Source organism: Streptomyces sp. GC420 (assembly GCF_009916105.1).
In the GTDB taxonomy this organism is placed as follows: Bacteria; Actinomycetota; Actinomycetes; order Streptomycetales; family Streptomycetaceae; genus Streptomyces.
Genome location: NZ_JAAAXQ010000011.1, coordinates 1 through 19572, shown reverse-complemented (window position 1 = coordinate 19572; position 19572 = coordinate 1). Strand labels below are relative to the sequence as shown.

The window sequence follows — 19572 nt, the reverse complement described above, 5'->3', positions numbered from 1 at the left end:
GTGAACGATTCCGGGGCGCGGGAGCACGCGCGGGACGTGGACGCCGTGGTGATCGGCGCGGGACAGGCGGGGCTGGCCGCGGCCTACCACCTGCGGCGCACCGGCTTCGAGCCGGACCGTGACTTCCTCGTCCTCGACCACTCCCCCGCGCCCGGCGGCGCCTGGCAGTTCCGCTGGCCCTCGCTGACGTACGGCAAGGTGCACGGGATGTACGCGCTGCCCGGCATGGAGCTGACAGGGGCGGACCCGGCCAGGCCCTCGTCCGAGGTCATCGGCGCCTACTTCGGCGACTACGAGCGCGCCTTCGGCCTGCGCGTGCACCGCCCGGTGGACGTCCGCAGGGTCACCGAGGGCCCGGGCGGGCGGCTTCTGGTCGAATCCTCGGAGGGGACGTACGCCACCCGGGCGCTGATCAACGCGACGGGCACCTGGGACCGCCCGTTCCTCCCCCACTACCCGGGCCGGGAGACCTTCCGCGGCCGTCAGCTGCACACCGCCCGGTACCGGGGGCCGGAGGAGTTCGCCGGGCAGCGGGTGATCGTGGTGGGCGGCGGCGCGTCGGGGACGCAGCACCTGATGGAGCTCGCCCCGTACGCCGCCGCGACCACCTGGGTGACACGGCGTCCGCCCGTCTTCCGCGAGGGCCCGTTCGACGAGAACGCCGGCCGGGCGGCCGTGGCCCTGGTCGAGGAGCGGGTCAGGCGGGGCCTGCCCCCGCGCAGCGTGGTGTCGGTGACGGCGCTGCCCCTGAACGACGCGATCAGACGGGCTCTCATGGACGGTGTCCTGGACCGGCGGCCGATGTTCGACCGCATCACGCCCACCGGCGTGGAATGGGACGACGGCCGCCGCACGGAGGCCGATGTCATACTCTGGGCGACGGGTTTCCGGGCGGCCCTGGACCATCTGGCGCCGCTGCGGCTGCGCGAGCCGGGCGGCGGCATCCGTATCGAGGGCACCCGGGTGGTCCGGGACCCCCGGATCCATCTGTCCGGATACGGCCCCTCGGCCAGCACGATCGGCGCCAACAGGGCGGGCCGGGCGGCCGTGGGCGACATCCGCCGCCTGTTCCGGGACCGGGACACGGCACAGCTCGAGGGCCGGGGCCGCGAACGGGTCCCGGGGGCGCGGAAGGCACCGGTGTCAGCGACGGCGTGACAGCGACGAGTCCCGGACCACAAGCTCGGGCTGGAGCACGATGCGCTGGTGCCGGTGCTCGCCGGCGTCGTCCCCCGTCTCCTCGATCAGCAGCTCGGCGGCCAGCCGCCCCATCTGGAACGCGGGCTGCCGTACGGAGGTCAGCGGCACCGCGGCGGCCGAGGCGAACTCGATGTCGTCGTAGCCGACCAGCGCCACATCGTCGGGCACGCTCACCCCCGCCCCGTACAGCGCCTGGAGCACGCCCAGCGCCAGCAGGTCGTTGGCGCAGAACACCGCCGTGGGCCGGGACGACATGCCGAGCAGGCGCGCGCCCGAGTCGCGGCCGGCCGCGACGTCCAGCCGCTCCGCCTCGACCGGCCGCAGCCGCTCGGCGGGCAGCCCCGCCTCGGCGAGCGCCCGCAGCGCGCCGGCCCGCCGGTCCTGGCACTGCTGGAGGTGCATCGGTCCGCTGACGTACGCGATCCCGGTGTGTCCCTGGGCGATCAGGTGCCGTACGGCCAGTTCCCCGCCGGTGATGTCGTCGACCGACACCGAGCAGCCCTCCGAGCTCGGTCCCACCCGGTCGACGAGGACGTAGGGGATGCCGTGGCGGCGGAAGGCGCGCAGATTGCGTCCGGTCGGATCGACGGGGGTGATCAGCATGCCGCGGACCCGCTGCTCGCTGAAGAGTCCCAGGTACTCGGCCTCCTCCTCGGCGCTCTGCCCGCTGTTGCACAGCATCACGCCGAGCCCCGCGTCGCGCGCGGCGCGTTCCGCGCCGGAGGCGACGTCGACGAAGAAGGGGTTCGCCATGTCGAGCACCAGCAGCGAGATGATGCGGCTGCGGCCGGCCCTGAGCTGGCGGGCGGACTCGCTGCGCACATAGCCGAGCCGGTCGATGGTGGACAGCACGCGTGCCCGTGTCTCCTCGGCCACCGACTCCGGCCTGTTGATGACGTTGGACACCGTGCCGACGGACACGCCCGCGACGCGGGCGACGTCCTTGATACCCACCGACTGTGCCATCAGGCGGAGACCTCCACGAGCTCCAGTCCACTCAGCCCGGCCAGCGCACGCAGGTCGGGCAGCAGACTGCCGGTGCCGAGCGCCCGGTGGTGGGCGGCACCGCTCGCGCTCCACCCGTCGGTCCATTCACCGGGGTCGCAGCCGAAGTCGACGCGTGAGGTGGTGTTGCCGATCTCCGGCAGCGGGCCGCCGGCCACCTTGCCTTCGGCGGCGACCAGCTTGTACTTCCCGTCGCGGGTCTGCCCGAGACCGGCCAGGGTGACGGGTCCGTGCCGGACGTCGAACTCCACCGACACGCCCCAGCCGCGCTTGCCGTGGTAGACGCCGAGGCCGCGCAGCAGCGGCCTGCGCTCGCTGATGACCGGGTGTCCCGGGCCGTCGTGGCCCGTCTCGGCGAGGCCGATGCGGGGCCTTCGGGCGACGGCGGGCGTGCGGCGGCGGGTCGTTCCTGTGGCGGTGGTCTGGGCGGTCATGGTGTTCCTCGGGAGGGGAGGTCAGGACGGCAGGGCGAAGTCGGCGACACGGATGGGGGAGGGCGTCGTTCCGCTGGACCTCTGCTGGTACATGAAGGACAGCACCCCGTCCTGGGCGAGCCGCGTGTCGTCGACGACGACCTCGCCGAAGGCGTTCAGGCCGCTTCCGTCGAAGAGGAGCTTCCAGTCGGTGTAGCCGGATGCCTCCGAGGCGCCGGCGATGCGGCCGTACGGCATGACGGCGTAGGCGTTGTCGTACTTGTCGAAGACCAGGTGGGTGCGCTGGCTGGAGTTCAGCGGCACCGGGATCTCGGTCTTCTTCCAGGCACCGGTCGCCGGGTCCTGGCGGATGTGGAAGACGCGTCCGTGGGCGGTCCGGTCGGCGACGTAGTCGGTGGTGCACTGTCCGAAGCGGCCCGGGACGTAGCTGACGAGGGCGTGCGGGCGGTGGGCGGAGTCGGTGGCCTGGCTCTCCTGGTTCATCAGGGAGTGGTCGGGGCCCAGTGGGTCGACGACGAGTCCGGGGTCGGTGACGGCGACACGGTCGCTGCCGCCGGTGGTGCCGACGAGGGTGCCGGCGGCGTTGCGCCAGGTGCGGCCGCGGTCGGTGGAGCGGACGTAGCCGGTGTCGTGGTTGGTGATGCCGCCGCCGTCGCACATGACGGCGGCGCTCTGTTCGCGCCAGGTGAAGAAGGCGTGCAGGGTGCCGTCGGCGCTGTAGTCGATACCGTGCAGGTACATGTTGCGGGCGGTGCTGGAGCCGTGCTCGCCGGTGTAGGTGCCGGTGGAGCTGGTCCATTCGCCGAGCGCGGTCCACCGCGTGCCGTCGTACTCGGCGAGGGCGTTGCGGCCGTTGCCGGAGACGGCGACGCGGTAGCTGAGCTGGAGCCTGCCCTCGGGGGTGGCGATGAACTGCGGGTAGGTGAACCGCGAGGTGGGTGAGAGCCCGTCGAGGGTGGTCTGGACGGCGCCGAACCCGGCCGCGGTCCAGGCGGTCGTGGTGGGGTCGTCGAGGAGTCCGGCGGCGGATTTGACGTAGAAGAAGCCGTCGCTGTGCGAGTCCATGTTGAGGTGGAGCCGGCCGTCGGTCCTGGAGACGCCCATGGAGATGACGTTGTGGGAGTCGTCGTAGCGCAGCTGGTGCGGGAGCCTGACGGTCTGCCAGTTCGCAGAGCCGAGGGCGCGCCGCGCGACGACGGCGGTGCGGTCCGCGGTGTACCAGGCGGCGTACTGGTGGCCCTTGTGGGTGAGCAGGCCGTTCTTCTGGAAGGCGTTGTTGTTGACCAGGCCGTTGTAGGAGACGAAGTACAGCGCCTGGGAGTCGAGTTGTGTGTCGGCGACCTTGCTGACCGCCGGGGCGGGATCCGCGGCCCGTGCTGCCGTGCCGGGCAGGGACAGGGCGGTGAGCAGAGCGGTGACCAGCACCGCGGCGGTCAGGGGTCGTCGCATCGTGATCCTCCGTCGGTGGGGGGGTGTCCCGGGGAGCGTCCCACCATAGCTTCACGGCGATGAAACGATTCATAAACCCGCATGGCACACAGGAGCGCTGATCATGACGAGCCGATCCGACGTCCCCGCCGTGAGGACCGCCGTGAAGGCGGCCCTGAAGACCCAGGCCGTCGAGACGCCCTCGTGGGCCTACGGGAACTCGGGCACCCGCTTCAAGGTCTTCGCCCACCCGGGGGTCCCCCGCACCCCGCGGGAGAAACTCGACGACGCGGCCCGCGTCCACCGCCACACCGGCGTCGCACCGACCGTGGCGCTGCACATCCCCTGGGACAGGGTCGACGACTACGGGGCCCTCGCCGAGTACGCGGAGGAGCGCGGGCTCCGCCTCGGGGCAGTCAACTCCAATGTCTTCCAGGACGACGGCTACAGGCTCGGCAGCGTCTGCCACCCCGACCCGGCGGTGCGCCGCAAGGCCCTGGGGCACCTGCTGGAGTGCGTCGACATCATGGACGCCACCGGCTCCCGCGATCTGAAGCTGTGGTTCTCCGACGGCACCAACTACCCGGGCCAGGACGACATCCGCACCCGCCAGGACCGGCTCGCGGAGGCGCTCGCCGCGGTCCACGAGCGGCTCGGGGAGGACCAGCGGATGCTGCTCGAGTACAAGCTCTTCGAGCCCGCCTTCTACACCATGGACGTGCCGGACTGGGGCACGGCCTACGCGCACTGCCCGAAGCTCGGCGAGAAGGCACAGGTCGTCGTGGACACGGGCCACCACGCGCCCGGTACCAACATCGAGTTCATCGTCGCGCTGCTGCTGCGCGAGGGAAGGCTCGGCGGCTTCGACTTCAACTCCCGCTTCTACGCCGACGACGACCTGATGGTCGGCGCCGCGGATCCCTTCCAGCTGTTCCGGATCATGTACGAGGTGGTGCGCGGCGGGGGCCTCACCCCGGACGTCGCCTTCATGCTCGGCCAGTGCCACAACATCGAGGCGAAGGTCCCGGCCATCATCCGCTCGGTGATGAACGTCCAGGAGGCCACCGCCAAGGCACTGCTCGTGGACGGCGAGGCACTGTCCGCCGCGCAGACGGAGGGCGACGTACTGGCCGCCAACGCCGTGCTGATGGACGCGTACAAAACCGATGTCCGGCCGCTGCTCGCCGAGGTGCGCGAAGAACTGGGCATCGACCCGGACCCGGTGGCGGCGTACCACCGCTCGGGCTGGCACCAGAAGATCGTCGAAGAGCGCGTGGGCGGGACCCAGGCCGGATGGGGAGCGTGAGCGGCATGACACAGCACACCGGGCACCCGGCGGATTCGAAGGACTCGGCGAACGCGGCGCAGTCGGCGGACTCGGCGGCATCGGCGGCATCGGCGGACTCGGCGGTGGTGGACGCGCTGCTGGAGCGCTCGCACCGGCTGGGCGCCGATCCGCGCAACACCAACTACGCCGGCGGCAACACCTCCGCCAAGGGCACCGGCACCGACCCGGTCACCGGCGGCACGGTCGAGCTCGTGTGGGTGAAGGGCTCGGGCGGCGACCTCGGCACCCTGAGGGCCGAAGGTCTCGCGGCGCTGCGCCTCGACCGGCTGCGGGCGCTGACCGGGGTGTACCCCGGCGTCGAACGCGAGGACGAAATGGTCGCCGCCTTCGACTACTGCCTGCACGGCAAGGGCGGCGCGGCCCCCTCCATCGACACCGCGATGCACGGATTCGTGGACCTGCCCACGTGGACCACCTCCACCCCGACTCCGGGATCGCGCTGGCATGCGCCGCGGACGGCGAGAAACTGACCGCCGAGTGCTTCGGCGACACGGTGGTGTGGGTGCCCTGGCGGCGCCCCGGCTTCCAGCTCGGGCTGGACATCGCCGCCGTCAAGGAGGCCAACCCGCAGGCGATCGGCTGCGTGCTCGGCGGTCACGGCATCACCGCGTGGGGTGCCACCTCCGAGGAGTGCGAGGCCAACTCGCTGCACATCATCCGCACCGCCGAGGCGTTCCTCTCCGAGCGCGGCAGGCCCGAGCCCTTCGGCCCGGTACTGGAGGGGTACGAGCCGCCGGCCCGGGCCGAACGCAGGGAGCGGGCGGCCGCGCTGGCCCCGCACATCCGGGCCCTGGCCTCGGCGGACCGCCCGCAGGTCGGCCACTTCGACGACTCCGACGCGGTGCTGGACTTCGTCTCGCGCGCCGAGCACCCGCGGCTGGCAGCGCTGGGCACCTCCTGCCCCGACCACTTCCTGCGGACCAAGGTCAGGCCACTGCTCCTCGACCTGCCGCCGTCCGCGCCCGTCGAGGAGGCGGTGGCCCGGCTCAAGGAGCTGCACGCCGCGTACCGCGAGGAGTACCGCGCGTACTACGAGCGGCACGCGGAGCCGGGCTCGCCCGCGATGCGCGGCGCGGACCCGTCGATCGTCCTCGTCCCCGGCGTCGGCATGTTCTCCTTCGGCAAGGACAAGCAGACCGCCCGGGTCGCGGGAGAGTTCTACGTCAACGCGATCAATGTGATGCGGGGCGCCGAGTCCGTGTCCTCGTACGCGCCCATCGAGGAGCGGGAGAAGTTCCGCATCGAGTACTGGGAACTGGAGGAGGCCAAGCTGCGGCGGATGCCGAGGTCCTTCGCCGCCGTCGATCTCGGCGCGTCCAGCGGACGCGTCATGGCCGGCCGCGCCGGACCCGGCACGCTGGAGCTCCGGGAGGTGCACCGCTTCCCCAACCGGCCGGTGCGGGTGGGCGGGACACTGCACTGGGACGTGCTCGCCCTCCACCGCGGCGTGCTGGACGGGCTGCGGGCCGCCGGCCCCGTCGACGGGGTCGGGATCGACGGCTGGGCCGTCGACTACGGGCTGCTCGACGCGGGAGGGGCACTGCTCGGCAATCCCGTGCACTACCGGGACACGCGGACCGAGGGCGCGCCGGCCGAGGTCGACGCCCTGCTGCCGCCGAAGGAGTTGTACGCGGCCACCGGGCTCCAGCGCCTGCCGTTCAACACCGTCTACCAGCTCGTCGCCGCGCGTGGCACACCGCAGTTCGCGGCGGCGCGCCGACTGCTGATGATCCCCGACCTGATCTCGTACTGGCTGACGGGCGTGGCCGGGACGGAAATCACCAACGCCTCCACCACTCAGCTCGTCGACCCGCGCACCCGCGACTGGTCACCGGTCGTCGCCGGCCGGCTGGGCATCGACCTCGGTCTCTTCCCGCCGCTGCGCAGCCCCGGCGACCCGGCGGGGCTGCTACTGCCCGAGGTGCTGGCCGAAACGGGGCTCACCGGTCCCGTGCCGGTCACCGCCGTCGGTTCGCACGACACCGCGTCGGCGGTCGTCGGTGTGCCGGCCGTGGACGAGGACTTCGCGTACATCGCGACCGGCACCTGGTCGCTGGCGGGCCTGGAACTCGCCCGTCCGGTGCTGACCGAGGCGTCCCGGGCGGCGAATTTCACCAATGAGCTGGGTGTGGACGGCACCGTACGCTATCTGCGCAACATCATGGGACTGTGGCTGCTTCAGGAGTGTCTGCGCACCTGGGAGGCCCGGGGCACGCCCCAGGACCTGGCCGCGCTGCTCGCCGGGGCGGCCGGGGCCGAGCCGCTGCGCTCCGTCGTGGACGCGGGCGACCCCGCCTTCCTCGCCCCGGACGACATGCCGCGCCGGATCGCCGAGGCCTGTGCGCGCACCGGGCAGCCCGAGCCGCGCACGCCCGTCGAGATCACCCGCTGCGTCCTCGACTCCCTGGCGCCGGCCCACCGGCGGGCCGTCGAGGAGGCCCGGGCGCTGTCCGGCAGGACGGTCCGCACGGTGCACATCGTCGGGGGCGGGGTGCACAACACGCTGCTGTGCCGGCTGACGGCGGACGCCATCGGGCTGCCGGTCGTGGCCGGTCCCGCCGAGGCGGCGGCGTTCGGGAACGTGCTGGTCCAGGCGCGCGCCGCCGGAGTGGTCGGCGGCTCCCCGGCCGACCTGCGGGCCTTGCTGCGGGCCACCCAGCCCTTGCGGCACTACGATCCGGCGGGCGACCGGGCGGCCTGGGACGAGGCCGCGGAACGCATCGGCACGGGCCGAGGCAAGGAGGACGGAACGTGCGTGTAGCTCTCTTCGTCACCTGCGTCAACGACACGCTCTACCCGCGCACCGGGCAGGCGGTCGTGAGGCTGCTGGAACGGCTCGGTGTGGAGGTGGGCTTCCCGCAGGCGCAGAGCTGCTGCGGGCAGCCCCAGTTCAACACGGGCTACCGGCACGAGACCGAGCCCCTGGTGCGGCGCTTCGACGCGGCCTTCGCCGACTACGAGTACGTCGTCACCCCGTCGGGCTCGTGCGCGGCGATGGTGCGCGACAACTACCCCCGGATCGGCGCGAAGGCGGCGGCCGAGGGGCGGGGCACGGCGCTCGCGGAGGCGGCGGCCAGGTCGGTGCCCAAGACGTACGAACTGACCGAGTTCCTGGTCGACGTCCTGGGCGTGACCGACGTCGGCGCGTACTTCCCGCACACCGTGACGTATCACCCCACCTGCCACGGCCTGCGCCTGCTGGGCCTGCGGGACCGGCCGCGCAGGCTCCTGGAGCACGTCAAGGGGCTCGAACTGCGCGAGCTGCCCGGCGCGGAGGAGTGCTGCGGCTTCGGCGGCACCTTCGCCGTGAAGAACGCGGCCGTGTCCGCGGCGATGGGCGCCGACAAGGTGCGCAGCATCCGCGGCACGGGCGCCGAAGCGGTGTGCGCTGTCGACAACTCCTGCCTGATGCACATCGGCGGGACACTCACCCGGCAGGGATCCACGGTCCGGCCGGTGCACCTCGCGGAGATCCTCGCCGCAACCGAGGAGGAGCCGTACGCATGAGCGGAACCTATCTGGGCATGCCCGCCTTCCCCGCCGCGGCGCGGGAGGCCGTGCGCGACGAGACCCTGCGCGGCAATCTGCGGCACGCCACCCACACCATCCGTGCCAGGCGGGCCAAGGCGGTCGCGGAGCTGGACGACTGGTCACGGCTGCGCGCGGCGGGCAAGGCCGTCAAGGACCGGACACTGCGCCATCTCGACCGGTACCTCGTGCAGTTGGAGGAGGCCGTCACCGCTGCCGGCGGCACCGTGCACTGGGCGGCGGACGCCGACGAGGCAAACCGGATCGTCGCCGGCGTGGTGAAGGCCACCGGCGAGCGCGAGGTCGTCAAGGTCAAGTCGATGGCGACACAGGAGATCGGGCTGAACGAGGCGCTGGAGGCCGAGGGCATCCGCGCCTACGAGACCGACCTGGCGGAGCTGATCGTGCAGCTCGGCGACGACCTGCCCTCGCACATCCTGGTGCCGGCCATCCACCGCAACCGGGGCGAGATCCGCGACATCTTCACGGAGCGGATGGGCAGGTGGGGACGGCCCGCACCGGAGGGGCTGACCGACACCCCGGCCGAGCTCGCGGAGGCGGCCAGGCTCCATCTGCGGGAGAAGTTCCTGCGCGCCAGGGTGGGGATCTCCGGCGCCAACTTCATGGTCGCCGAGACCGGCACCCTGGTCGTGGTCGAGTCCGAGGGCAACGGGCGGATGTGCCTGACTCTGCCGGAGACGCTGATCTCGGTCGTCGGCATCGAGAAGGTGGTGCCGACCTGGCGGGACCTGGAGGTCTTCCTCCAGCTCCTCCCCCGCTCCTCGACCGCCGAACGGATGAACCCGTACACCAGCATGTGGACCGGCACCACGGACGGCGACGGGCCGCGCGCCTTCCACCTGGTGCTGCTGGACAACGGACGCACGGACACGCTGGCCGACCAGGTGGGGCGGCAGGCGCTGCGCTGCATCCGCTGCTCGGCCTGCCTGAACGTGTGCCCGGTCTACGAGCGGGCGGGCGGGCACGCGTACGGCTCGGTGTACCCGGGGCCGATCGGCGCGATCCTCAGCCCGCAGCTGCGCGGCACGGGCAGCGAGGTGGACGCCTCACTGCCGTACGCGTCCACGCTGTGCGGAGCCTGCTACGAGGTGTGTCCCGTCGCCATCGACATCCCGGAAGTGCTGGTGCACCTGCGGGAACGGGTGGTGGAGGGCGGCGAGGTGACCCGGGGCGGCGTCAGGGTCACCATCCGGCCCGCGAAGGGGCACGCCGCCGAGCGGCTGGCGATGCGCGCGGCACGCTGGACGCTGGACCGTCCGGGGGCTCTGCGCGCCGGGCAGCGGCTGGCCTCCCGCACCCGGCGGATCCACCCGAAGCGGCTGCCGGGGCCGGGCAGGGCGTGGAGCGACACCCGGGCGCTCCCCGAAGTGCCCGCGGAGTCGTTCCGGGACTGGTGGCGGCGCACACGTGAGGGCGGTGGCGAATGAGCAGCAGGGAGCGGGTGCTGGCGCGGGTACGGCGGGCACTGGCCGACGTCCCGCGCGAGGAACGGCCCGGGGACTTCCCGGTGGAGCGCGGCTATCTGCGGGTCCATGGGGACCGGAGCGCGGAGGAGACGATCGACCTGCTCGCGGAGAACCTCGCGGACTACCGGGCACTGGTGCACCGGACGCCGGCCGGAGAGCTGCCCGCGCTGGTCGGCCGGCTGCTCGCCGGGCACGGCTCCCGGTCGGTCCTCGTACCCGCCGGGCTGCCCGGTCAGTGGCTGCCGGACGGCGGGCCGGAGCGGGTCGAGGACCGGGAGGACGCCACGCCGGACGGATTGGACGCGGTGCACAGCGTCGTCACCGGCTGCGCGGTGGCGATCGCGGAGACCGGCACGATCGTGCTGGACGGCGGACCCGACCAGGGCAGACGGCGGATCACGCTGGTCCCCGACCATCACATCTGCGTCGTACGGGTCCCCGGCCAGGTCGTCGACTCGGTGCCGCAGGCGCTGGAACGGCTCGATCCGGCACGTCCGCTGACGTGGATCTCGGGCCCTTCGGCGACCAGTGACATCGAGCTGAACCGGGTGGAGGGCGTGCACGGACCGCGCACCCTCGAGGTGATCCTGGTCGACGACGGGCCGGGCCGCTCGGACCGGTCGGCTCGCCCTCGGGCTCGCGGACGTCCACGGTGAAGCCGCGCCGCACGGTCCGGCCGGCTGCGGTGACGGTCTCCGGGAGCACGGCCCTGCGGGTCTCGGCGGTGACGGCCGCGCTGCCGGCACTCTCGCCGCCGAGGACCAGGGTGACGTCGTACGTGCCGGGGGCGACATCGAAGTGGCACACCACCGGCGCCGGGCCGGAGCAGTGCTCCAGTCCGTAGCCGTGGCCGGCCACGGGGGGGCCGGGCGGGACCCGCCCAGGCGGGTGCGGAGGACAGGGAGGCGAGCCAGGCGATGGCAGCCAGCAGCGCGGCACTGACGCGTCTCATCAAGTGGTCCTTCGGCTCGGGAGGTTGGTCGGCCGAAGGGACAGCACGCCGGCTTGGTAAGCGCTTTCTAGAGGGCCTTCGCGGGCGTTTCGCGGTGGAGCCGAGAGGTACCCGGCCCCACCGCGCCGGATTTCCGGCGGAGCGCTCAGCGCCCGATGAAACGCGGCGGCCGCTTCTCCAGGAAGGCGTTCATTCCCTCGCTCTGGTCGGCGGTGGCGAACAGTGAGTGGAAGACGCGGCGTTCGAAGAGGGTGCCCTCGCGCAGCCCTGACTCCAGCGCCCGCTCCACGGTCTCGCGGGCGGCTCGCACCGCCGCCCTGCTGTACGCCGCGACGATGGCGGCCGTGGCCGCCGCCTCGTCCATCAGCCTCTCGTCCGGCACCACCCGGGAGACCAGTCCGCAGCGTTCGGCCTCGAAGGCGTCCATGGTGCGGCCGGTCAGGATCAGGTCCATCGCCTTCGCCTTGCCGACCAGGCCGGTCAGCCGCTGGGTGCCACCCATCCCCGGTATCACCCCGAGCCTGATCTCCGGCTGCCCGAAGCGGGCGGACTCGGCCGCGATCACCAGGTCGCACATCATGGCGAGTTCGCAGCCTCCGCCGAGCGCATAGCCGCTGACCGCCGCGATCTTGGGCGTGCGCAGCGCGGTGAAGCCCTCCCAGCCTCCGAAGAAGTCCTCGGCGGTCATCTGCGCGGCCGTCTTGGGCGCCAGTTCCCTGATGTCGGCGCCTGACGCGAAGACCCGGTCGGAGCCGGTGACGACGATGCAGCCGACGCCGGGGTCGTCGTCCAGCGGCCGCAGGGTGTCGACGAGTTCGTCCATCAGCTCGCTGCTGAGCGCGTTCAGTACCTCGGGCCTGTGCAGCCGCACCGTGACCACTCTGCCGTCGCGTTCCGTCTTGATGTTCATCCGCGGGCGCCCTCCTTTCACCGTCTTTCACCTTCTTACGGATCACGAGGGGTTCTTGCTCGCTGGGCAGCACGGAAGCTGCCCGGACCTGCCCGAATCCACTGCGGAACCGGCCGGACCAAGCCGGAACCCAGCCGGTTCCGGCGGTCGCGCGCCGGGGGCCGGCGCTCAGGTGGTGATGCTGGTCTCCAGGCGGGCGTCCCTGCGCACCAGGGCGGCGTAGCGGCCGTCGCGGGCGAGCAGTTCGCGGTGGTCCCCGCGCTCGGCGATGCGGCCCTTGTCGAGCACCACGATCTGGTCGGCGTCCCGGATCGTGGAGAGCCGGTGGGCGATGGTGATGGTGGTGCGGCCCGCGGAGAGCGCGTCGATGGCCTCCTGGACGGCTTGTTCGGTGCGGGTGTCCAGGGCGCTGGTTGCCTCGTCGAGGATCAGGACGGGCGGATCGCGCAGGATGGTCCTGGCGATGGCGAGGCGCTGTTTCTCACCGCCGGAGAAGCGGTAGCCCCGTTCGCCGACAAGCGTGTCGTAGCCGTCGGGCAGGCTCGCGATGTGGTCGTGGATCTGGGCGGCCCTGGCGGCTTCGTGGATCTCCTCGTCGGTGGCGTCGGGCTTGGCGAAGCGGAGGTTGTCGGCGACCGAGGCGTGGAAGAGGTACGTCTCCTGGGAGACCACGCCGACGGCCCTGGCGAGCGTGTCGAAGCCGAGGTCGCGCACGTCGACCCCGTCGAGCGTGACCCTTCCCCCGGTGACGTCGTAGAGCCGGGGCACAAGGTAGCTGAGCGTGCTCTTGCCCGAGCCGGTGGGGCCGACCACCGCGAGACTGCCTCCCGCCGGGACCGTGACGTCGATGCCGGTGAGGGTGGGCTCGCCCTTGGTGTCGTACGCGAAGTCCACTTTCTCGAACCGGAGTTCGCCCTTGATGCCGTCCAGCCGGACGGGGTCGTCGGGCTCCGTGATGTCGACGGGCAGGTCGAGGTATTCGAAGATGCGATGGAACAGGGCCAGCGAGGTCTGCATCTGCACGCCCGTGGACAGCAGGCTGACCGCGGGCCGGAAGAGGTTCTGCTGGAGGGAGACGAAGGCGACCAGGGTGCCGATGGAGATGGCGGGGCCGCCCGTCCGGAGGGCGAGGCCGGCCGCCCAGTAGATGACGGCCGGCATGGCGGCCATGACGATCCCGATGGTGGCCATCCGCCAGCGTCCGGCCATGTTGGAACGCACTTCGAGGCCGATGAGCCGCTCGGACTCCTCGGCGAAGTCTCGGGTCAGGGAGTCGGACCTGCCCATCGTGCGGCCGAGGAGGATGCCGCTCACGGACAGCGATTCGGTGACCGTGGCGGCCATGACGGCCATCTGCTTCTGCCTCTGAGTGGTGATCCGCTTCCGCTCGCGGCCGACGCGGCGGCTGATCCACACGAAGACCGGAAGCAGGAGCAGGGAGACGACGGTGAGCCGCCAGTCGAGGGCGAGCATCGCGACGACGGTGGCCACGACGGCGGTCAGATTGGAGACCAGGGAGGTCGCCGTCGAGGTGACCGTCGCCTGCATGCCGCCGATGTCGTTGGCGATCCTGGACTGCACCTCTCCGGTGCGGGTCCGGGTGAAGAAGGCGAGCGGCATCCGCTGGAGCCGGCCGTACACGCCGGTGCGCAGGTCGTGCATGACACGCTGCCCCACGGTCGTGGAGATCAGGGTCTGCAGGACGCCGAAGACGCTGGTGAGCACGGCGGTGGCGATCATGCCGGCCGCGAGCAGGCTCAGCAGGCCGGTGCGGCCCTCGGGGATCGCGGTGTCCAGGATCTCGCGCAGCATGAAGGGGGAGGCGACCGAAACCAGCGAGGAGGCCCCGACCAGCAGCCCTACCAGGGCGAGCCGGCCCCGGTAGGGCCGGAACAACCGCAGGATGCGGCGTACCTGAGCGGGCTGGTCGGGCTGGTCGGGTTCTCGGGGAGGCGGGGTCCAGTCGGGTTCTCGGGGATGCATGTGCTCCTTCACGGGCTCCTCGGGTCATGGGAAATGAAAGATCTTCACGGAGCATAGCTCATTGTTACCTATGCTCACAATGAGCGTGGTCCTGATATCGTTCCGGCATGCCGAGTCCTTCCCCCGGGTCCTCCGACGCCGACGGCCTGCTGGCCGAGCAGCTGCTGCGGCTCACCCGCAGGCTGCACCGCATCCAGAAGCTGCATCTGGAGCCGCTCGGCATCACCCCCGCCCAGTCCCGGCTGCTGCGGACCGTCGCCCACTACGACAACCCGCCGCGCATGGCGGACCTGGCGCAGCGCCTGGAGGTGGTGCCGCGTGCGGTGACCACCCTGGTCGACGCGCTGGAGAAGAGCGAGTGCGTGCGCCGGGTGCCCGACCCGGAGAGCCGGCGGGTGGTGCGCATCGAGCTCACGGACACCGGGCGGGCGACGCTGCGCAGGCTCCGGGAGGCACGCCGCTCCGCGGCCGAGGACATCCTGGCGCCGCTGGGCAGGGAGCAGCGGGCGGAGCTGGGCGAGCTGCTGACCGCGCTGGTCGAGGGCCCGGAGGGACACTGACACCGCGAGTGCTCCGCGGGGCTCACCGGAACGGCGGGTACGGCAGGCGCCCGCGGCACGGGCCGGGAAACCCCGGCCGCTCGGGCCATCCGGCCGCGTTCAGCCGGCCAGATGCGCCTTGTCGCCCATCACCACCACCGGCTTCTCCGCCGGGTCCAGGGTCCGCAGCAGATGCTCCATGCCCGGCTTCGACAGGCTGACGCACGCGGACGTACCGCTGCCGTGGTCCATGTGCAGCCAGATACTGCCGCCCTTCGACTGGCCCTCGGGGCGTGTCGGGTCGTTCGGCGAGGTGCCCCTGACGCGGTTGTAGTCGATGGCGATGACGTAGTCGAAGTCGTGCCAGTACCTCTCGGCCCACCAGCGGGGGGCGGCGAAGGACGCGGACCGGTGGTACGGGAGCCTGCTGCCCGGGTCGGCGAGGACACCGCCCGCGTCGCTGAGCGTGAAGACGCCGACGGGGCTGCGCTTGTCGTTCTCGCGGTGGTCGGTGGTCCAGCCCTTCTTGCCGTTGTGGGCGGGCCAGCTGCGCTGCCGCTCCCAGTACTTGCCGTCCTTCGTGTACAACACCACGGTGGCGTCGGCCGAGTTGACCCCCCGGCCGTAGACCGCGACGACCTGCCGGCTGCCCTCCGGAATCCGCGACGCGTACTTCTCCCCCACCCCGGGGATGCCGGTGAGAGGCGCACTGGAGGACGGGGAGGGCGTGGGCCTGCCGGCGTGCGCCGTCTCCTCCGCGCCGCCGCAGGCCGTCAGGAGGGCGAGCCCGAGCGCCGTCACCGCTGCCACCCGCATGGACCTTGTTATCCGCATGGGGTCCATGCTCGCACCGCCGGTCCGGGTTCCCGGCGGTGACCATGGCGTGTTCCGGCGCCCCGGACGTGAAAACCGTTTGATCCGGGCCCCTGCGGCGCGCGAACCTGCAACGGTTTGACCGCGACGGTGCGCGTGCACGTTCTCGCGCTGCGCGGCTTCACGCCGAGCCTTTCTTGGGACGTCATGCAGATCACCGACCTTCCGTATCCGGACCCGGGTGTGCCCGACGCGCGCTCGGGACCGCGTTTCCTGCTGTGGCTGTGGCGCGGCCAGCTCGGCGGCCAGCTGAAGTCACTGGCCTGGGGCCTGCTGCACCAGTGCGGTGTGGCGGCGCTGCCCCTGTCGGTCGGACTGGCCGTGCAGGCGGTGGTGGACCGGTCGGGCGGGCGCCTGGCGTTGGTCGGCGGACTCCTGGCCGTGCTGTGCGCGGCGATCGCGCTCGGCGACACGATGCTGCACCGCACGGCGGTCACCAACTGGATCACCGCGGCGGCGCGGGTGCAGTAACTGCTGGCCCGCAAGGCCGCGGAGCTGGGCTCGGCGCTGACCCGGCGGGTCGCGGCGGGTGAGGTGGTCGCGGTGTCGACCGGTGACGTGGAGAAGATCGGCTGGTTCGTGGAGGCGCAGTCCCGGTTCGCGGCGGCAGCCGTCACGCTGGTGCTCGTCTGTGCCGGGCTCCTCGTCTACCAGCCGGAGCTCGGCGTGCTGGTGGCGGTCGGCGTACCGGTGCTGGCCCTCGCCGTGCTGCCGCTGCTGCCGAGCGCGACGCGCCGCGCCGACGTACAGCGCGAGAAGGGCGGCCGGGCCACCGAACTGGCCTCGGACACCGTCGCCGGTCTGCGCGTGCTGCGCGGCATCGGCGGCGAGGAGCTGTTCCTGAGCCGCTACCGGCAGGCCTCGCAGGAGGTGCGCGGGGCGGCGGTGCGCAGCGCCCGCATGTGGTCGCTCATCTCGGCGATCCAGGTGCTGCTGCCGGGGCTGCTGCTGATCGCGGTGGTGTGGTACGGGGTGCGGCTGGTCGCCGGCGGCCGGGTCACCGTGGGTGAACTGGTCACCGTCTACAGCACGGTGACGCTGCTGCTGTATCCGCTGCAGCGCTTCGAGGAGATCGCCATGGCGTACTCGTTCTCGCGGCCCTCCGCCAGGCGCGCGGCCCGGGTGCTGGCGCTCCGGCGAACGGACGAACCGGGGCGGGAGGGCGCCGCCGGGACCCAGGCACCGGCCGGCGGCCCCACGGGCGCACCCGTCAGCGGTCCCGCGGGGGCGCCGGACGGTGATCTGTACGACCCGGTGAGCGGGCTGCTCGCGCCCGCGGGCCGGCTCACCGCTGTGGTGTGCGGTGACCCGGACGCGGCGGGCAGACTGGCGGAGCGGCTCGGCGGGCACGCCCCGGACTCCGCCGGACAGCCGTCGGTGCTGCTGGGCGTGACGGCCCTGGACGCGGCGCCGCTGGAGGTCGCGCGGGCCGCCGTGCTCGTGCAGGACAAGGACCCGGTGCTGCTCTCCGGCACGCTGCGGGAACTGCTCGACGTGCCGCGCTCGGGTGCAGTGAGTGCCGCTGACGCGCTGCGGGCCGCCCACTGCGCCGACGTGCTGGACGCCCTCGCGCAGTCGGCGCCGGAGACCGTGGACGGCCCGATGGACGCCCGGATCACCGAGCGGGGGCGCTCCCTGTCGGGTGGTCAGCGGCAGCGGCTGGCGCTGGCGCGCTCGCTGGTGACCGATCCGGAGGCGCTGGTGCTCGACGAGCCGACGTCCGCCGTGGACTCGCACACCGAGGCGCGGATCGCGGAAGGCATCGGGCGGCTGCGGTCCGGCCGCACGACCGTGGTGTTCACCTCCAGCCCGCTGCTGCTCGACCGGGCCGACCGGGTGGTGTTCGTGCACGAGGGCGAGGTGACGGCGGTGGGACCGCACCGGGAGCTGCTGCACACCGAGCCGCTGTACCGGTCGGTGGTCACCAGGCAGACCGACGCGGAGCCGGCCGGTGCCGGTGCCCGCGTCGGTGCCCGCGCCGGTGCCCGCGCCGGTGCCCGCGCCGGCGTCGGCGCCGACGGCACGGACGGCACGGACGGCACGGACGGGATCAAGGGCCTCGGGGATGTCGACGAGAGGGAGACGGCATGATCGGCGTCGCGCCGCCGGACCACGATCCCGCGGCCCCGGAATCCGCGGCCACACTGCCCGTCGGGAAGCCGGCCACGGTGCGCGGCTATGTGCGGGAACTGCTGCGCCGCCACCGCGGGGCGTTCGTCCTGCTGATCGCGGTGAACACGGTCGCGGTCCTCGCCTCGATGGCCGGCCCCTACCTGCTGGGCGGACTCGTCGAGGATCTGGCGGCCGGGTCGCGCGAGCTCCGTCTGCGGCGGACCGTCTTACTGTTCGCGGGGGCGCTGGTGGTGCACACCGTCTTCGTGCGCATGGTGCGGCTGCGGGGAGCGGTGCTGGGCGAGGAGATGCTGGCCGATCTGCGCGAGGACTTCCTGGTGCGGTCCGTCGCGCTGCCGCCGGGCGTGCTGGAGCGGGCCGGTACGGGCGACCTGCTGTCGCGGATCACCACGGACATCGACCGGCTGGCGAACGCGATGCGCGAGGCGGTGCCGCAGCTGTCGATCGGCGTGGTGTGGGCCGGGCTTCTGCTCGGGGCGCTCGCCGTGACCGCCCCGCCGCTGGCCCTGGCCGTACTGGTGGCGCTGCCCGTGCTGGTCATCGGCTGCCGCTGGTACTTCAGGCGGGCGCCGGCCGCGTACCGCTCCGAGGCCGCGGGGTACGCCGCGGTGGCAGCGGCGCTGGCCGAGTCCGTGGACGCGGGCCGGACCGTGGAGGCGCACCGGCTGGGCCGGGGGCGGGTGGCACTGTCCGACCGGCGGATCAAGGAGTGGACGGCCTGGGAGAACTACACGCTGTTCCTGCGCTCGGTCCTGTTCCCGGTGGTCAGCGTCACCCATGTGACGGTCCTGGGGTCGGTGCTGGTGCTCGGCGGCGTCTTCGTACTGCGGGGATGGGTCTCGATCGGTCAGCTGACCACCGGCGCCCTGCTCGCCCAGATGCTCGTGGAGCCGGTGGGCCTGATCCTGCGCTGGTACGACGAGCTGCAGGTGGCCCAGGTCTCCCTGGCCAGGCTGGTCGGCGTACGGGAGATCGAGCCGGACCCGGCGGACCCGGCGGCCGAGCCCGACGGACGGGTGGTGCGGGCGGACGAGGTGCGCTTCGGGTACCGGGAGGGCGTGGACGTGCTGCACCGGGTCACGCTGCGGGTGGAACCGGGGACGCGGGTGGCGCTGGTCGGGCCCTCCGGTGCGGGAAAGTCGACACTGGGACGGCTGCTCGCCGGTGTCTACGCCCCGCGCCGGGGCACGGTCAGTCTCGGCGGCGCCGAGCTGTCGCGGATGCCCGCCGAGCGGACGCGCGAGCATGTGGCACTGGTCAACCAGGAGCACCATGTGTTCGTCGGCTCGCTGCGGGACAACCTGCGGCTCGCACGGTCGGACGCCGGGGACGCCGAACTGTGGGCGGCGCTCGGGGCGGTGGACGCGGACGACTGGGCGCGGGCCCTGGACGACGGTCTGGACACCGAGGTCGGCTCGGGCGGCCACGCGCCGACGCCGGCGCAGGCGCAGCAGATCGCGCTGGCGCGGCTGGTGCTGGCCGACCCTCACACGCTGGTGCTGGACGAGGCGACCTCGCTCCTCGACCCGCGGGCGGCGCGGCACCTGGAGCGCTCACTGGCCCGCGTGCTGGACGGCCGTACGGTCGTGGCGATCGCGCACCGCCTGCACACCGCGCACGACGCGGACGTGATCGCGGTCGTCGAGGACGGCCGGATCAGCGAGCTGGGCAGCCATGACGAACTCGTCGCGGCCGAGGGGGCCTACGCCTCGCTGTGGCGCTCCTGGCACGGATGACGGGACCCGCCGGCCC

Annotated in this window: 13 protein-coding genes and 3 pseudogenes; 10 read left to right on the top strand and 6 right to left on the bottom strand. The window is 72.7% G+C overall.

Annotated elements, in window-relative coordinates; translation table 11 throughout:
* A complete protein-coding gene (locus tag GUY61_RS02730; protein ID WP_166628406.1) occupies positions 1-1158 on the top strand; it encodes an NAD(P)-binding domain-containing protein in 1158 nt (385 codons plus the stop codon).
* Here the strand turns inward: GUY61_RS02730 and GUY61_RS02725 are convergent.
* The 3 genes and pseudogenes from GUY61_RS02725 to GUY61_RS02715 all read right to left on the bottom strand — a co-directional run bounded on the left by GUY61_RS02725 (position 1144) and on the right by GUY61_RS02715 (position 4088).
* The gene (locus GUY61_RS02725; RefSeq protein ID WP_166628405.1) at positions 1144-2166 is read right to left on the bottom strand and encodes a LacI family DNA-binding transcriptional regulator; all 1023 of its coding nucleotides are present in this window, start codon (positions 2164-2166) and stop codon (positions 1144-1146) included. The two genes, GUY61_RS02730 and GUY61_RS02725, sit on opposite strands and share 15 nt — an antisense overlap.
* Positions 2166-2567, bottom strand: a pseudogene (locus GUY61_RS02720) (arabinose isomerase); the annotation flags it as partial. The pseudogene GUY61_RS02720 and the gene GUY61_RS02725, both read right to left, overlap by 1 nt.
* Before the next feature lie 93 nt (positions 2568-2660).
* Positions 2661-4088 (bottom strand): BNR repeat-containing protein, encoded by a 1428-nt coding sequence (locus tag GUY61_RS02715; protein WP_166628404.1) that lies wholly within the window; start codon positions 4086-4088, stop codon positions 2661-2663.
* Between the two features lie 103 nt (positions 4089-4191).
* Between GUY61_RS02715 and rhaI the strand changes: the two genes are divergently transcribed.
* The 6 genes and pseudogenes from rhaI (at position 4192) to GUY61_RS02690 (ending at position 11086) form a co-directional block, all read left to right on the top strand.
* The gene (gene rhaI / locus GUY61_RS02710; RefSeq protein WP_166628403.1) at positions 4192-5373 is read left to right on the top strand and encodes an L-rhamnose isomerase; all 1182 of its coding nucleotides are present in this window, start codon (positions 4192-4194) and stop codon (positions 5371-5373) included.
* 104 nt (positions 5374-5477) lie between these two features.
* Positions 5478-6739 (top strand): annotated as a pseudogene (rhaD, locus tag GUY61_RS39010) (bifunctional rhamnulose-1-phosphate aldolase/short-chain dehydrogenase); the annotation flags it as partial.
* A 6-nt stretch (positions 6740-6745) separates the two neighbouring features.
* Positions 6746-8176, top strand: a complete 1431-nt coding sequence (locus GUY61_RS39005) for a rhamnulokinase family protein (protein ID WP_398954005.1) — start codon at positions 6746-6748, stop codon at positions 8174-8176.
* Positions 8167-8922: a (Fe-S)-binding protein gene (locus tag GUY61_RS02700; RefSeq protein WP_166628402.1), complete on the top strand. Its 756-nt coding sequence runs from the start codon at positions 8167-8169 to the stop codon at positions 8920-8922. Before GUY61_RS39005 ends, GUY61_RS02700 begins: the two co-directional genes overlap by 10 nt.
* Positions 8919-10391 carry a LutB/LldF family L-lactate oxidation iron-sulfur protein gene (locus GUY61_RS02695; RefSeq protein ID WP_166628401.1) on the top strand — a complete coding sequence of 491 codons (1473 nt, stop codon included), beginning with the start codon at positions 8919-8921 and terminating at the stop codon, positions 10389-10391. Before GUY61_RS02700 ends, GUY61_RS02695 begins: the two co-directional genes overlap by 4 nt.
* Complete coding sequence (locus GUY61_RS02690) at positions 10388-11086, top strand: lactate utilization protein C (RefSeq protein ID WP_166628400.1); 699 nt, start codon at positions 10388-10390, stop codon at positions 11084-11086. The genes GUY61_RS02695 and GUY61_RS02690 overlap by 4 nt, the downstream gene beginning before the upstream one ends.
* A gap of 441 nt (positions 11087-11527) precedes the next feature.
* Here GUY61_RS02690 and GUY61_RS02685 read toward each other — a convergent pair whose 3' ends face one another.
* Both GUY61_RS02685 and GUY61_RS02680 read right to left on the bottom strand, forming a co-directional pair.
* Positions 11528-12292 carry an enoyl-CoA hydratase-related protein gene (locus GUY61_RS02685; RefSeq protein ID WP_166628399.1) on the bottom strand — a complete coding sequence of 255 codons (765 nt, stop codon included), beginning with the start codon at positions 12290-12292 and terminating at the stop codon, positions 11528-11530.
* Between the two features lie 168 nt (positions 12293-12460).
* Entirely contained in the window at positions 12461-14275 is a 1815-nt protein-coding gene (locus GUY61_RS02680; protein WP_166628398.1) for an ABC transporter ATP-binding protein, read from the bottom strand.
* Positions 14276-14382: 107 nt separating this feature from the next.
* Here GUY61_RS02680 and GUY61_RS02675 point away from each other — a divergent pair, with 107 nt between their 5' ends.
* On the top strand, positions 14383-14835 hold the full coding sequence (locus GUY61_RS02675; RefSeq protein WP_166628397.1) for a MarR family winged helix-turn-helix transcriptional regulator: 453 nt from the start codon (positions 14383-14385) through the stop codon (positions 14833-14835).
* A gap of 99 nt (positions 14836-14934) precedes the next feature.
* Here GUY61_RS02675 and GUY61_RS02670 read toward each other — a convergent pair whose 3' ends face one another.
* On the bottom strand, positions 14935-15648 hold the full coding sequence (locus tag GUY61_RS02670) for a L,D-transpeptidase family protein (protein WP_208105476.1): 714 nt from the start codon (positions 15646-15648) through the stop codon (positions 14935-14937).
* Between the two features lie 186 nt (positions 15649-15834).
* On the opposite strand from GUY61_RS02670, the pseudogene GUY61_RS02665 reads away from it, so the two are divergent.
* Together GUY61_RS02665 and GUY61_RS02660 are read left to right on the top strand one after the other, a co-directional pair.
* Positions 15835-17778: pseudogene (locus GUY61_RS02665) on the top strand (ABC transporter transmembrane domain-containing protein).
* A complete protein-coding gene (locus GUY61_RS02660; RefSeq protein ID WP_166628396.1) occupies positions 17775-19556 on the top strand; it encodes an ABC transporter ATP-binding protein in 1782 nt (593 codons plus the stop codon). Before GUY61_RS02665 ends, GUY61_RS02660 begins: the two are co-directional and overlap by 4 nt.
* Positions 19557-19572 lie beyond the last annotated feature (16 nt).

What these genes read in the sequence shown, in the direction of transcription:
- GUY61_RS02685 (WP_166628399.1), bottom strand. Translation starts at nt 12,292, where the DNA reads ATGAACATCAAGACGGAACGCGACGGCAGAGTGGTCACGGTGCGGCTG.
- GUY61_RS02660 (WP_166628396.1), top strand. Translation starts at nt 17,775, where the DNA reads ATGATCGGCGTCGCGCCGCCGGACCACGATCCCGCGGCCCCGGAATCC.
- GUY61_RS02690 (WP_166628400.1), top strand. Translation starts at nt 10,388, where the DNA reads ATGAGCAGCAGGGAGCGGGTGCTGGCGCGGGTACGGCGGGCACTGGCC.
- GUY61_RS02725 (WP_166628405.1), bottom strand. Translation starts at nt 2,166, where the DNA reads ATGGCACAGTCGGTGGGTATCAAGGACGTCGCCCGCGTCGCGGGCGTG.
- rhaI (WP_166628403.1), top strand. Translation starts at nt 4,192, where the DNA reads ATGACGAGCCGATCCGACGTCCCCGCCGTGAGGACCGCCGTGAAGGCG.
- GUY61_RS02670 (WP_208105476.1), bottom strand. Translation starts at nt 15,648, where the DNA reads ATGCGGATAACAAGGTCCATGCGGGTGGCAGCGGTGACGGCGCTCGGG.
- GUY61_RS39005 (WP_398954005.1), top strand. Translation starts at nt 6,746, where the DNA reads ATGGCCGGCCGCGCCGGACCCGGCACGCTGGAGCTCCGGGAGGTGCAC.
- GUY61_RS02715 (WP_166628404.1), bottom strand. Translation starts at nt 4,088, where the DNA reads ATGCGACGACCCCTGACCGCCGCGGTGCTGGTCACCGCTCTGCTCACC.
- GUY61_RS02695 (WP_166628401.1), top strand. Translation starts at nt 8,919, where the DNA reads ATGAGCGGAACCTATCTGGGCATGCCCGCCTTCCCCGCCGCGGCGCGG.
- GUY61_RS02675 (WP_166628397.1), top strand. Translation starts at nt 14,383, where the DNA reads ATGCCGAGTCCTTCCCCCGGGTCCTCCGACGCCGACGGCCTGCTGGCC.
- GUY61_RS02680 (WP_166628398.1), bottom strand. Translation starts at nt 14,275, where the DNA reads ATGCATCCCCGAGAACCCGACTGGACCCCGCCTCCCCGAGAACCCGAC.